Origin of the sequence: Acidimangrovimonas pyrenivorans, assembly GCF_042643245.1 — a bacterium.
Taxonomy (GTDB): domain Bacteria; phylum Pseudomonadota; class Alphaproteobacteria; order Rhodobacterales; family Rhodobacteraceae; genus Acidimangrovimonas; species Acidimangrovimonas pyrenivorans.
In genome coordinates, this window is the sequence record NZ_JBHRSK010000004.1 from 1,030,791 (window position 1) to 1,043,141 (window position 12,351).

Consider the following 12,351-nt stretch of genomic DNA (forward strand, 5'->3'; position numbering starts at 1 on the left):
ATGGCGCGCGACCGCAGAACCCGGCGCCCGGCGGCGCAGACGCTGACCCAGATGCTGCCCAACCTGCTGACGGTGGGGGCGATCTGCGCCGGGCTGACGGCGATCCGCTTCGCCATGTCGGGCCGGTTCGACATGGCGGTGGCGCTGATCCTGCTGGCGGCGCTGCTCGACGGCATCGACGGCCGCATCGCGCGGCTGCTGAAATCGGAAAGCGCGATCGGGGCGGAGCTCGACTCGCTGGCCGATTTCCTCAATTTCGGCGTCGCGCCGGGGCTGTTCCTCTATGCCTGGTCGATGCAGGAGGCCCCGCGCGAAGGCTGGATCGCGGTGCTGATCTACGCCGTCTGCTGCGTGCTGCGCCTGGCCCGGTTCAACGTCGATTCCAAGTCCTCGGCCAGCGATGCCGACCGCGCCTTCTTCGTCGGCATCCCGGCGCCGGCCGGCGCCTTCCTGGCGCTGATGCCCTATTTCATCTGGCGGCTGTTCCCCGACCACGCCCTACCCCATTTCGCGCTGGTCGCCGGCTGGATCGTGCTGATCGGCCTGTTGCTGATCAGCCGGCTGCCGACGCCGTCGCTCAAGGCAGTGCGAGTCCGCACCGAACGGGTCCGTTACCTGGTCATCGCCCTGGTCGCCGTCGCCGCGACCCTGTTCACCTATCCCTGGGCCGTGCTGATCGCGCTGGACGTCGCCTACCTGGCGCTGGTCGTGGCCTCGGTCCGCAAAGTCAGAAGGAGCCGCCGCGCCAATGGACATTGACGCCGTCCGCCGATCCTACCGCCGCTGGGCCCCGGTCTACGACCGCACCTTCGGCGCCGCCACCAATCCCGGCCGCCGCCGCGCCGCCGCCTATCTGAGCAAGCGGGGCGGCAGCCTGCTGGAAGTCGGCGTCGGCACCGGGCTGGTGCTGCCGCTCTATGGCGGCGACCTGGCCGTGACCGGGGTCGATTACTCGGAAGAGATGCTGGCCAAGGCCGAGGAGAAGGTCCGCGATCAGGGCCTGACCCGGATCAAGGCGCTGCGCCAGATGGATGCGCGCCAGCTCGACTTTCCCGACGCCAGCTTCGATTCCGTCGCCGCGATGCATGTGCTCTCGGTGGTGCCCGAGCCGGAACGGGTGCTGAGCGAGATGGCGCGGGTCTGCAAGCCCGGCGGCAAGGTGGTGATCGTCAACCATTTCTCGGGCAATGGCGGGCTGCTTGGGCTGCTCGAGAAGCTCTCGGCCCGGCTCGAGAACGTCATCGGCTGGCAGTCGGATTTCGCCATCGAGCACGTGCTGGGCGAGCCGCGGCTGGTCGAGCTGGAACGCGACCGCCTGCCGCCGATCGGGATGATGACCTGGCTGCTGCTCGAGCGGAAGGGCTGAGGGCGCGGCCGGCTGCTTGTTCGGGACTGCGGCGCAGTGGCCTTTTTGTGCGAACGGGGGGCGCCCCCGTCGGGCTCACAGGTGAGCCACGCCCTATACTGAAGTATCGGGCCAAATCTGGCCCGCCAGGCGGGATGCGGGCGCTGTCGCCCCCTCCAACCCCATGTCCTCAATGCGGAAAATTGTGCCGACCCCGGGGCCACGCGACACATTAACAAAATTCTATGCGATAATTTGTCGCAATGTTACAAAGGAAGCCGGGGAGGAACCGCAGGGAGGAGAACATGCTTGCGACCTTGAAGGAGACCGTTGTCGATTCAGCGGCGTTCTATCTCGGCTGGGGCGGGCTGATCATCGGCATCGTCTTCGGCTTCATCGTCTACCGGACCAATTTCTGCACCATGGGCTCGATCTCGGACATCCTGTCCTTCGGCGATTACCGCCGCTTCCGCTCGTGGCTGCTGGCCGTGGCCGTCGCCATGCTCGGCGTTGCCGGCATCGAGTGGCTGGGCGTCGCCGACATGTCGCAGACCATGTACGAGGCCTCGACCCTGACCTGGGGCGCCAACATGGTCGGCGGGCTGATCTTCGGCGTCGGCATGGTGCTGTCGGGCGGCTGCATCAGCCGCAACCTGGTCCGGGCCGGCAGCGGCGACCTGCGCTCCTGCGTGGTGTTGGTGATCACCGGCATCTTCGCCTACATGACCATCGGCGGGCTGATCGCGCCCTTGCGGGTGTCGCTGTTCACGCCGCTCTCGACCGACCTGACCGGGATGGGGATGCAGACCCAGAGCCTCGGCGCCCTGCTCGCCGCCGAGACCGGCATCTCGGTCCAGGCCGCGACGCTGGGCAGCGCCATCGTCGTCGCGCTGGCGGTGCTGGCCTATTGCCTCAAGGATGCCGGCTTCCGCAGCTCGCCGCGCCACATCGCCGCCGGGGTCGGGCTCGGCCTCTGCGTCACCGCCGGCTGGGCGCTGACCGGGCTGGCCTTCGACGATTTCGCCGACGTGCCGGTGCAGCTGGTTTCGCTCAGCTATGTCCGGCCGTCGGGCGACAGCCTCGACTACCTGATGCGCTTCACCGCGCTCGGCGCGCCGGGCTTCGGCGTGGTGACGACGGCGGGGGCGCTGATCGGCGGCTTCCTCGGCGCGCTGAGCGAGGGACGGCTGCACCTGACCACCTTCGCCGACACCTCGGATTCGTTCCGCAACATGGTCGGCGCGGCGCTGATGGGCGTCGGCGGCGTGCTGGCGCTGGGCTGCACCGTCGGCCAGGCGATGAGCGGCGTCTCGACGCTGGCGCTCGGCTCGTTCCTGACCTTCGCCTTCATCTTCGCCGGCGGCGTCGTCGGGGTGAAGGTGATGGAGCGGATCGCCTGATCCGCACCGGGAGTTCGTCACGGGCTAATCGCTCCGGGAACCGGCCACCGGTTTCCGGAGCGTCACGAAGCCAAGCAATGCCCGTCTGAAGAAGCCTACAGCGGCCCTCGCCCTGCATGTTTCACGTGCACACCGGGCGGAGTGCCGCAAGGTGCGGCGAGCTTTGGAAACCGATTGCTCTACCCCACCGTCAGCGGCCGGCCCGCGGTCAGGCCGCCGACTTTCTCGACCATCGCCTCGGCGTCGATGCCGTAATGGCGGTAGAGGTCGCCGATGGTGCCGGTCTGGCCGAAATGCTCGACGCCGAGCGGGATCGTCACATGCCCCGCCACCGCCCCCAGCCAGGACAGCGTCGCCGGGTGGCCGTCGAGCACGGTCAGCAGCCGGCAGTGCGGCGGCAGCTCGGACATCAGCCGCTCGACATGGCTGACGGCCCGCGCATTGCCCCGCGCCCGCGCCCGTTGCGCCGCGGTCCAGCCGGCGTTGAGCCGGTCGGCCGAGGTGACGGCCAGCACGCCGATATCGCGGCGCTGGCCGGCGATGATCCCCGCCGCCTTGATCGCCTCGCCCGCCACCGCGCCCTGATAGGCGATGACCAGCTCGCAATTCGGCCCCGGCTTGCGCAGCCAGTAGGCGCCGTCGATGGCGCCCTGGCGGAAGGCGTCGTCGGCGCGCTTGCCGGGCTGTTCGAGCGGGTTCGTCGTCAGCCGCAGATAGACCGAGCCGCCGGTCTCGTCACGCAGCCAGGTGCGCTCGTCCGGGTCGCCCTCGCCGTCGCGCTGGAGGTAGTCGAAGGCCCATTCCAGGATCACCGCCAGCTCGTCGGCGAAGGCGGGTTCGAAGGCGGCCAGCCCGTCCTGGCTCATGCCGATCAGCGGCGTGCCGATCGACTGGTGCGCCCCGCCCTCGGGCGCCAGCGTTACCCCGGACGGGGTGCCGACGATGAGGAAGCGGGCGTCCTGGTAGCAGGCATAGGTCAGGGCATCGAGGCCGCGGGCGACGAAGGGGTCGTAGACCGTGCCGATCGGGATCAGGCGCTTGCCGAACAACGAATGCGACAGCCCGGCGGCGCCGAGCGCGAGGAACAGGTTCATCTCGGCGATGCCCAATTCGAGGTGCTGGCCCTCGGGCGCGAAGGTCCACTTCGCCATCGACGGGATCCGGTGCTCGATGAAGGCGTCGGCCAGCGCGGTGCGGGCGAAGAGCTTGCGGCGGTTGACCCAGGGACCGAGGCTGGTGGTGCCGGTGACATCGGGCGACATGGTGACGATGCGGGCGGCCAGGTCGCTGTCGCCGCGCGCCAGGTCGTCGAGGATCTTGCCGAAGGCGGCCTGGGTCGAGGTCTCGCGCTCGGTCTGCGCCGCGATGGCGGGCACCGGCAGCCGGGCGCCGGAATAGCGCCGCGGCCCCTTGGCGAAGAACGGCACCTCGGAGAGGAAGGCGCGCAGAGCCGCCGGGTCGTCGACGGTGGCGAAGGGCTCCCATTCCTGGCCCTCGGCCACGCCCATCTCCTGCTGCCACGCGGCCATCTGGGCCTTGGTCATCAGCCCGCCATGGTTGTCCTTGTGGCCGGCGATCGGCGTGCCCCAGCCCTTGACGGTATAGGCGAGGAAGCAGGTGGGCCGGTCATGGTCGATGGCGGCGAAGGTCTCGGCCATGGTGGCGACGCAATTGCCGCCGAGATTCTCCATCAGCTCCGCCAGCTCGGCGTCCGAGCGCCGCTCGATCAGCGCGCTCACGTCGCCCTGGTCGCCCAGGTCCTCCATCAGCCGGGCGCGCCAGACCGCGCCGCCCTGATAGGTCAGCGCCGAGTATTCCTGGTTCGGGCAGGCGTCGATCCAGTCGCGCAGCTTCTCCCCGCCCGGCTCCTCGAAGGCGGCGCGCTGCAACACCCCGTATTTCACCCGCACCACGTCCCAGCCGAAGGCGTCGAAGATCTTCTCGACCCGGCTCCACAGCCCCTCGCGCACGATCCCGTCCAGCGACTGGCGGTTGTAGTCGATCACCCACCAGACATTGCGCAGCTCGTTCTTCCAGCCCTCCTGCAGGCATTCGTAGATATTGCCCTCGTCGAGCTCGGCATCGCCGACCAGCGCCACCATCCGGCCCATCGGCGCGTCGCCGCCCCAGTCCTTGGCCTTGATGTAGTCCTGGATCAGCGACGCGAAGGAGGTGATGGCGACGCCAAGGCCGACCGAGCCGGTCGAGAAGTCGACATCGTCGACATCCTTGGTCCGCGACGGGTAGCTCTGGACGCCGCCGAAGCCGCGGAAATTCTCCATCCGCGCGCGGTCGAGATTGCCCATCAGGTATTGCATCGCGTGGAAGATCGGCGAGGCGTGCGGCTTGACCGCCACCCGGTCCTCGGGCTTCAGCGCCGAGAAATAGAGCGCGGTCAGGATCGAGACCATCGAGGCCGAGGAAGCCTGGTGCCCGCCCACCTTGATCCCGTCCACCTTGGGCCGGACGTGGTTGGCATTGTGGATCATCCAGTGCGACAGCCACAGCAGCCGCTGTTCGATGGTCTTCAGAGGGTCGGTAGGCATGGCCATGTCCTGATGCTGGGTGGCGCGCAGTCTAGCGCGGCGGCGGGGTGGATTTCTTGCTATTGGCGCGGCTGCGGGGCTATCCCTTGGCGGGATGCGCTACGAAATGGGGAATACGTGGTGGAAAGCGACAAGATCGACAGTTTCGATATCCAGATCCTGCGGGAATTGCGCAAGGACGGGCGAATCTCGATCCAGGAGCTGGCCGAGCGCATCGGCCTCAGCCCGACCCCGGTGGCGCGGCGGCTGCGCCAGCTCGAGGGGCGCGGCATCATCACCGGCTATTGCGCCCTGATCGACGAGGTGGCGCTGGGATACGAGGTCTCGGTCTTCGTCTCGGTCAAGCTGGACAAGCAGATGGACCTGTCGATGGACCAGTTCGAGGCGGCGATCCGCAGCTTTCCCGAGGTGGTCGATTGCTGGCTGATGACCGGCAACCGCGACTACCTGATGCGGGTCGCGACCACCGGGCTGGCGGCCTTCGAGACCTTCCTGACCGGCAAGCTGACCAAGGTGCCCGGGGTGGCGAATATCGAAAGCTCGCTGCCGTTGCGGCGGGTGAAGTCGGGCGTGGCGCGGACGCCGCAAGCGACCCTGGGCGCAGTGTCGGCGCCCGCAGCTTTGAACGAAGGATCGCGCCCGTCCCGTGGGTGGGCGCAATCGCGCCCGCCCTGGGGGGCGGGTCGGGCGCGATCCGGGGCTGACGCCCCGGAGAACAGCAGAATAGAATAGCTTCATCTTCAGACCTGCCCGGCCATCGCCTCACGCCGCCCGCTCTGCCGCCGCACCCGGCAGCGCCTGCTCCAGATCGGCAAGGATGTCCGCGACATCCTCGAGCCCGACCGACAGCCGGATCAGCCCGTCCGAGATGCCGTGCTCGGCCCGTTCCTCGGCGGTGTAAGTCGAATGGGTCATGCTGGCGGGATGCTGGATCAGCGTCTCGGCATCGCCCAGAGACACCGCCCGGGCGATCATCCGCAGCCGGTTCATCATCTCGCGCCCCGCCGCGATGCCACCCTCGAGCTCGAAGGCGATCATGGCGCCGAAGCCGGGCATCTGGCGCCGGGCGAGATCGTGCTGCGGGAAGCTGTCGAGCCCCGGGTAGTGGACCGCCGTCACCCCCGGACTGGCCGCCAGCATCTCCGCCACCTGCTGGGCGTTGGCGCAATGCCGCTCCATCCGCAGCGCCAGCGTCTTCAGCCCGCGCAGGATCAGGAGCGCGTTGAACGGCGCCATCACCGCCCCGGTCATGTCCTTCATGCCGTAGAGCCGGATCGCGGCGACCTGCTCGGCCCCACCGACGACCAGCCCGGCGACGACATCGCCATGACCGCCGAGGTATTTCGTCGCCGAATGGACGACGAGGTCGGCGCCGAGCTCGATCGGCCGGGTCAGGCAGGGGGTGGCATAGGTGTTGTCGACCACCACCGTCGCCCCGGCGTCATGGGCGATGCGCGAGACCGCCGCGATATCCACCAGCCGCATGTTCGGGTTGGCCGGGGTCTCGAAATAGACGACGCGGGTGCGCTCGGTGAGCGCCTCGGCCAGCGCCTCGGGCCGGGTGAGGTCGACATGGGTCACGGTGATGCCGAACTTCGCCAACCCGTGGCGCAGGAAGGCGAAGGTGCAGCCGTAGAGCGTGGTGTCGACGATCACCTCGTCGCCCGGGCTCAGCAGGGTCCACAGCGTCGCCGTGATCGCCCCCATGCCCGAGGCCAGCGCCAGCCCGGCCTCGGCCCCTTCCAGCGCCGCGATCCGACGTTCGAGCAGGTCGAGCGTCGGGTTCGAGATCCGGGAATAGATGTGGCCGGGGCGGTCGCCGGCGAACATCTCGCCCCCGGCCTCGGCGCTCTCGAAGGCGAAGGTCGAGGTCAGGTGCAGCGGCGGCGTCAGCGCGCCCTCATTGGCCATCGGGTCATAGCCGTGATGGATGGCGCGGGTGGCGAAACCTTTCGGGGTCATGGCGGGAACCTTTGCTGTTGTCCGCGCCATGTTGCGCCTTCCAGAACGGCAAGAGATTGCTAAATATGCCACCATATGAATAACAATTGGCATAACCTGCCAATAGGGACCGCCATGGACCAGAAGGACCGCCAGATCATCCGCGCCCTGCAACGCAACGGGCGGGCGACGAATCTCGAACTGGCCGAGCAGGTGAACCTGTCGCCCTCGCCCTGCCTGCGCCGGCTGCGGCTGCTGGAGGAGCGCGGGGTGATCCGCGGCTACAGCGCCGAGGTCGACGCCAAGGCCTATGGCCTTCCGGTGACCGTGTTCATCCGGATCCGGCTCGAGCGGCATTCGGGCGAGCTGATCGAGCAGTTCGAGAGCCGGATCAAGGCGCTGGACGAGGTGCTGGAATGCCACCTGCTGACCGGCCCGGCGGACTATTTCCTCAAGGTCATGGTCGCCGACCTGGAAGCCTACGAGGATTTCATCCGCAATCGCATCCACCCGATCGGCGGCATCGGCTCGATCGATTCCAGCTTCGTCTACGGCACGGTGAAGAAGACCGGGGTCTATCCGGCGGTGGATTGAGGCGGCATTGCCGCAGCGTGGGCGGTGCAACGGTCGCATCCGCCCCCCGGGCACGCGCCCGCCTGTGGGGCGGGCGGCCGGGCGCCCGGCGAAAACGCCGGGCGGGAGGTCTGGCCATCGGGACCACGCTGCCGATCCAGGGCCTGACTGGACAACCCAAGCCCCGACCGCCAACAGACCCCCGCAAAAGGGTATCGCTGCCGCCCCGATTTGCGGCTAAGCAGGCCGGATGGAAACCGAGTTCGAGATATTCCTCGCCGCCCCGCCCGGGCTGGAAGAGGTGCTGCGCGACGAGGCCGCAGCGGCGGGTTTCGCGCACCCCGTGGCCGTGCCCGGCGGCGTCACCCTGCGCGGCGGCTGGCCCGAGGTCTGGCGCGCCAACCTGCAGCTGCGCGGCGCCGGCCGGGTGCTGGCCCGGCTCGGCGCGTTCCGGGCGATGCACCTGGCCCAGCTCGACAAGCGGGCGCGAAAATTCCCCTGGGGCGAGACCCTGCGCCCCGACCTGCCGGTCCATGTCGAGGTGACGTGCCGCAAGTCGCGCATCTACCATGCCAGGGCCGCCAGCCAGCGCATCGAGCGCGCCATCGCCGAGGAGCTGGGCGCGCCGGTGGTCTCGGACCCGGCCGAGGCCGAGGTAAGGATCAAGGCACGGATCGAGGACGACCTGTGCACGCTCAGCATCGACAGCTCGGGCGAACCGCTGCACAAGCGCGGCCACAAGGAGGCGGTCGGCAAGGCGCCGATGCGCGAGACGCTGGCGTCCCTGTTCCTGCGCCAATGCGGCTATAGCGGAACCGAGCCGGTGCTGGACCCGATGTGCGGCTCGGGCACCTTCGTCATCGAGGCGGCGGAAATTGCCGCCGGGCTGCAGCCGGGCCGGTCGCGCGCCTTCGCCTTCGAGAAGCTGGCCAGCTTCGATGCCGCCGCCTGGGACAGGCTGCGCGGGGCGACCGCGGCCGTCACGCCCGAATGCCGCTTCCATGGCTTCGACCGCGACGCCGGGGCGATCCGGATGAGCCAGGCCAATGCCGAACGCGCCGGGGTGGCGGCGTTCACCACCTTCCGCTGCCAGCCGGTCAGCGAGTTGCAGCGGCCCGAGGGCCCGCCCGGCCTGGTCATGGTCAACCCGCCCTACGGTGCCCGGATCGGCAACAAGAAGCTGCTGTTCTCGGTCTACGGCGCGCTCGGCAAGGTGCTGCTCGAGCGATTCTCGGGCTGGCGCGTCGGCCTTGTCACCAGCGAGGCGGGCCTCGCCCGCGCCACCGCCCTGCCCTTTCGCCCGCCGGGGCCGCCGGTCGCCCATGGCGGGCTGCGGATCACGCTGTTCCAGACCGATCCGCTGCCCTGACACCCGGCTTGACATCGCCGCCCCGGCGCCCGTTAGTTCCCGCGTCGCCTGTCATGGCGAGCATGGCGCGCGCGCAAGGGGGGAGAGCCGCAGATGAGAAGCCGCAGGGGGCCGCTGACCGGGATCACCATCGTCGAGCTGACCGGGATCGGCCCGGCGCCCTACGCCGCGATGCTGCTGGCCGACCTGGGCGCGCGGGTGATCCGCATCGACCGGCCGGGCGGCTATCCCGCCCTCGGGCCGGGGCTCGACTTCGAGAAGATGGAGGCCGCCTCGGTCTTCTACCGCTCGCGCCCGCTGGTCCGGGTCGATCTGAAATCCGAGGCCGGCCGGGCGTTGCTGTTGCGGCTGGTCGGCGAGGCCGACGCGCTGATCGAGGGCTATCGGCCCGGCACGATGGAGCGGCTGGGGCTGGGACCGGAGGAGTGCCACGCGGTCAATCCCGCCCTGGCCTATGTCCGCGTCACCGGCTGGGGCCAGGACGGCCCGCGCGCGCTCACCGCCGGGCACGACCTCAACTATATCGGCCTCTCCGGCGCGCTGTCGCTGTTCGGCCGCGACGGGGTGCCGCCGCGCGGGGTGCCGCCGCTGATCGGCGACATGGCCGGCGGCGCGCTGTTCGCCGTCATCGGGCTGCTCAGCGCCGTCCTTCATGCCCGCGCCAGCGGCGAGGGCCAGGTGGTCGATGCCGCGATCACCGACGGCTCGGCCAGCCTCTACAGCCTGCTGACCGCGCTGGCGGCGATGGGCGCCCACGATCCGCGTGGCGGGGTCAACGTGCTCGACGGCGGCCGGCATTACTACCGGACCTATGCCTGCGCCGACGGCCAGCATATCGCGGTCGGCGCGATCGAGCCGGCCTTCCGCAAGGTGCTACTGGAGAAACTGGGCCTGATGGGCGATCCGCGCTTTCTCAGCGGCGCGCCGGAGGACGAGAGCCATTGCACCCAGCTCCTCACCGCCCTGTTCCGCAGCAAGCCGCGCGCCCATTGGGTGGCGCTGTTCGAGGGCACGGATGGCTGCGTCACCCCGGTGCTGTCGCTGACCGAGGCGCCGCAGGACGCCCATAACCGGGCCCGCGGCAGCTTCGTCGAGATCGACGACATCCCCCAGCCCGCCCCGGCGCCGCGCTTCGCCGCCACCCCGGGCGTGGTGTCGCGGAGCCCGGCCGAGGCCGGCCGCGCCGATCCGGTGGCGCTGGCCGACTGGGGCCTGACCCGCGACGAGATCGAGACGCTGGTGGCACGCGGGACGGTCGAGCCCGGCCAGGGGTGAGGGGGGAGTTCAAGACCATGATACCCAGCCGAGTCGCCCCGTCCTGAGTGGACTCGGAACATCGGGGGCAACCGAGGATCGCGCCCGGCCCCGAGGGTGGGCGCGGTGACGCTCTTTCAGGCTTCTCCGCGAAGCGCCGAGGGCGCAGCAAACGGACAGGGCGGTACAAATCGCGCCCGCCCTGGGGGGCGGGGTCGGGCGCGATCCGGGCCGCAAGCGGCCCGGGAAAGGCAGGCAAGCGCGGTGCTCCAACATGCGCAGAGTCCCGCGAAACGGGGCGACACTCGTCGCAAGCATACCCCGATTTCATCTGCTCGAAGCGACCGGAGCGGATCGGACGGCTCAGCCTCGTCGAAATGGCCGCGGCCGATCCCTTCCCAGGCTGACGCCCCGCGCTTACCCCTCTCCCGCCGGTGGCGCCAGCAGGTCGACCCTTTCGTGCAGCCGCGGCCGGTAGCTGGGCCAGCCGCGCTCTTCCAGCGTGTCGCGGATCGCCGCCATCCCGGCCTCGTGCTCGCCATGGACGAGGAAGGTGAGCCGCGGCTTGCCGGTATGGGAGAGCCAGTCGAGCAGCTCGCTGCGGTCGGCATGGGCCGAGAAGCCGTTGATGGTGTGGATCGCGGCCTCGACCTGCACCTCCTCGCCCGAGATCCGCACCGATTTCGCGCCGTCGATGATCTGCCGCGCCAGCGTCCCCTCGGCGGCGAAGCCGACGAAGACCACGCTGCATTCGGGCCGCCACAGGTTGTGCTTGAGGTGGTGGCGCACCCGGCCACCGGTGCACATGCCCGACCCGGCCATGATCACCGCACCGCGATTGACGTGGTTGATCTCCATCGAATCCGAGACCTGGCGGGTGAAGTGCAGCCCCGGCAGCCTGAACGGCTCGCGCCCCGCGCGCAGCTGGCCGCCGACCTCCTCCGACAAGGCCTCGGCGTGGCGGCGGAAGATCTGGGTGGCCGAGATCGCCATCGGGCTGTCGAGATAGACCGCCAGCCCGACCGGCAGCAGGTCCTGGCGGATGCCCTCTTTGAGGTAGAACAGGATCTCCTGCGTCCGTTCCAGCGCGAAGGTCGGGATCACCACGTTGCCGCCCCGCGCCAGCGTCCGGCGGATGGCGTCGTAGAGTTCCTCGACCGACTCCTCCAGCCCGCGGTGGTCGCGGTCGCCATAGGTGGTTTCGGTGACGACGAAATCGGCCTCGGGCGGCCAGGCCGGATCGCTGAGGAGGCGGTGGCCGCGATTGCCCAGGTCGCCCGAGAAGACGATGCGCCGGCTCTCCTCGCCCTCGGTCGCCTCGATCACGATCGCGGCCGAACCGAGGATATGGCCGGCATTGATGAAACGCGCGCTCACGCCCTCGCCCAGCCGGATCACCTGGTCGTATTGCGCGATCCGGCCGAAATAGTCGAGCGCGTCGAGCACGTCGGTCTCGTCGTAGAGCGGCGCGATCCCCGGCTTGCCCTGGCGGCGCATCCTGCGCGAGGCATGGTCGGCATCCTCCTCCTGGATATGCGCCGAATCCATCATGATCAGCTTGGCCAGGTCGCGGCTGGCGGCGGTGGTGATGATCTCGCCAGTGAAGCCGCGCTTGACCAGGAGCGGAATGCGGCCGCAATGGTCGAGATGGGCATGGGTGAGCAGCAGGAGATCGATCTTCGCCGGGTCGAAGCCGAAATCGCCGGCATTCTCCTCGTCGGTATGGCGGCTGCCCTGGAACATGCCGCAATCGATCAGGATGCGCATCCCGGCGACCTCGAGCAGGTGGCACGAGCCGGTGACCCCGCGCGCCGCGCCGTGAAAGGATAGTTTCATGCCGCCCTCCCGCTGTTGGCGGCCGCCCGCGGCGCCGCACTGCCCAGTTGTTGGCCCTGCCCGGCCGGGGGTCAAGAGCCCGGCGCG

The 12,351-nt window shown here is 69.5% G+C and carries 10 protein-coding genes; 7 read left to right on the forward strand and 3 right to left on the reverse strand.

The features are described 5' to 3' along the window. From pssA to ACFOES_RS07905, 3 genes are all read left to right on the forward strand, one after another. Complete coding sequence (gene pssA, locus ACFOES_RS07895; protein WP_377832658.1) at positions 1-759, forward strand: CDP-diacylglycerol--serine O-phosphatidyltransferase; 759 nt, start codon at positions 1-3, stop codon at positions 757-759. After that, entirely contained in the window at positions 749-1,366 is a 618-nt protein-coding gene (locus tag ACFOES_RS07900) for a class I SAM-dependent methyltransferase (protein WP_377832659.1), read from the forward strand. Before pssA ends, ACFOES_RS07900 begins: the two co-directional genes overlap by 11 nt. Positions 1,367-1,650: 284 nt before the next feature. Then, complete coding sequence (locus tag ACFOES_RS07905; RefSeq protein WP_377832660.1) at positions 1,651-2,745, forward strand: YeeE/YedE family protein; 1,095 nt, start codon at positions 1,651-1,653, stop codon at positions 2,743-2,745. Between the two features lie 179 nt (positions 2,746-2,924). Here the strand turns inward: ACFOES_RS07905 and ACFOES_RS07910 are convergent, their stop codons facing one another. Then, the gene (locus ACFOES_RS07910; protein WP_377832661.1) at positions 2,925-5,291 is read right to left on the reverse strand and encodes a transketolase; all 2,367 of its coding nucleotides are present in this window, start codon (positions 5,289-5,291) and stop codon (positions 2,925-2,927) included. A 120-nt stretch (positions 5,292-5,411) separates the two neighbouring features. Between ACFOES_RS07910 and ACFOES_RS07915 the strand changes: the two genes are divergently transcribed. After that, positions 5,412-6,023 (forward strand): Lrp/AsnC family transcriptional regulator, encoded by a 612-nt coding sequence (locus tag ACFOES_RS07915; protein ID WP_377832662.1) that lies wholly within the window; start codon positions 5,412-5,414, stop codon positions 6,021-6,023. Positions 6,024-6,053: 30 nt separating this feature from the next. On the opposite strand, the gene ACFOES_RS07920 is transcribed toward ACFOES_RS07915, so the two are convergent. Continuing rightward, the gene (locus ACFOES_RS07920; RefSeq protein ID WP_377832663.1) at positions 6,054-7,253 is read right to left on the reverse strand and encodes a methionine gamma-lyase; all 1,200 of its coding nucleotides are present in this window, start codon (positions 7,251-7,253) and stop codon (positions 6,054-6,056) included. Between the two features lie 114 nt (positions 7,254-7,367). Here ACFOES_RS07920 and ACFOES_RS07925 point away from each other — a divergent pair, with 114 nt between their 5' ends. From ACFOES_RS07925 to ACFOES_RS07935, 3 genes are all read left to right on the forward strand, one after another. After that, positions 7,368-7,826: an Lrp/AsnC family transcriptional regulator gene (locus ACFOES_RS07925; RefSeq protein ID WP_377832664.1), complete on the forward strand. Its 459-nt coding sequence runs from the start codon at positions 7,368-7,370 to the stop codon at positions 7,824-7,826. Between the two features lie 229 nt (positions 7,827-8,055). Further along, entirely contained in the window at positions 8,056-9,174 is a 1,119-nt protein-coding gene (locus tag ACFOES_RS07930) for a THUMP domain-containing class I SAM-dependent RNA methyltransferase (RefSeq protein ID WP_377832666.1), read from the forward strand. 93 nt (positions 9,175-9,267) lie between these two features. Further along, positions 9,268-10,449, forward strand: coding sequence for a CaiB/BaiF CoA transferase family protein (locus ACFOES_RS07935; RefSeq protein WP_377832667.1), 1,182 nt, complete (start codon positions 9,268-9,270; stop codon positions 10,447-10,449). Positions 10,450-10,845: 396 nt separating this feature from the next. On the opposite strand, the gene ACFOES_RS07940 is transcribed toward ACFOES_RS07935, so the two are convergent. Next, positions 10,846-12,264, reverse strand: coding sequence for an MBL fold metallo-hydrolase RNA specificity domain-containing protein (locus ACFOES_RS07940; protein WP_377832668.1), 1,419 nt, complete (start codon positions 12,262-12,264; stop codon positions 10,846-10,848). Positions 12,265-12,351: the final 87 nt, after the last annotated feature.

Bases quoted from the DNA above. Each gene is read 5' to 3' on its own strand.
- pssA (WP_377832658.1), top strand. From the start codon at position 1: ATGGCGCGCGACCGCAGAACCCGGCGCCCGGCGGCGCAGACGCTGACC.
- ACFOES_RS07935 (WP_377832667.1), top strand. From the start codon at position 9,268: ATGAGAAGCCGCAGGGGGCCGCTGACCGGGATCACCATCGTCGAGCTG.
- ACFOES_RS07930 (WP_377832666.1), top strand. From the start codon at position 8,056: ATGGAAACCGAGTTCGAGATATTCCTCGCCGCCCCGCCCGGGCTGGAA.
- ACFOES_RS07940 (WP_377832668.1), bottom strand. From the start codon at position 12,264: ATGAAACTATCCTTTCACGGCGCGGCGCGCGGGGTCACCGGCTCGTGC.
- ACFOES_RS07905 (WP_377832660.1), top strand. From the start codon at position 1,651: ATGCTTGCGACCTTGAAGGAGACCGTTGTCGATTCAGCGGCGTTCTAT.
- ACFOES_RS07920 (WP_377832663.1), bottom strand. From the start codon at position 7,253: ATGACCCCGAAAGGTTTCGCCACCCGCGCCATCCATCACGGCTATGAC.
- ACFOES_RS07925 (WP_377832664.1), top strand. From the start codon at position 7,368: ATGGACCAGAAGGACCGCCAGATCATCCGCGCCCTGCAACGCAACGGG.
- ACFOES_RS07900 (WP_377832659.1), top strand. From the start codon at position 749: ATGGACATTGACGCCGTCCGCCGATCCTACCGCCGCTGGGCCCCGGTC.
- ACFOES_RS07910 (WP_377832661.1), bottom strand. From the start codon at position 5,291: ATGCCTACCGACCCTCTGAAGACCATCGAACAGCGGCTGCTGTGGCTG.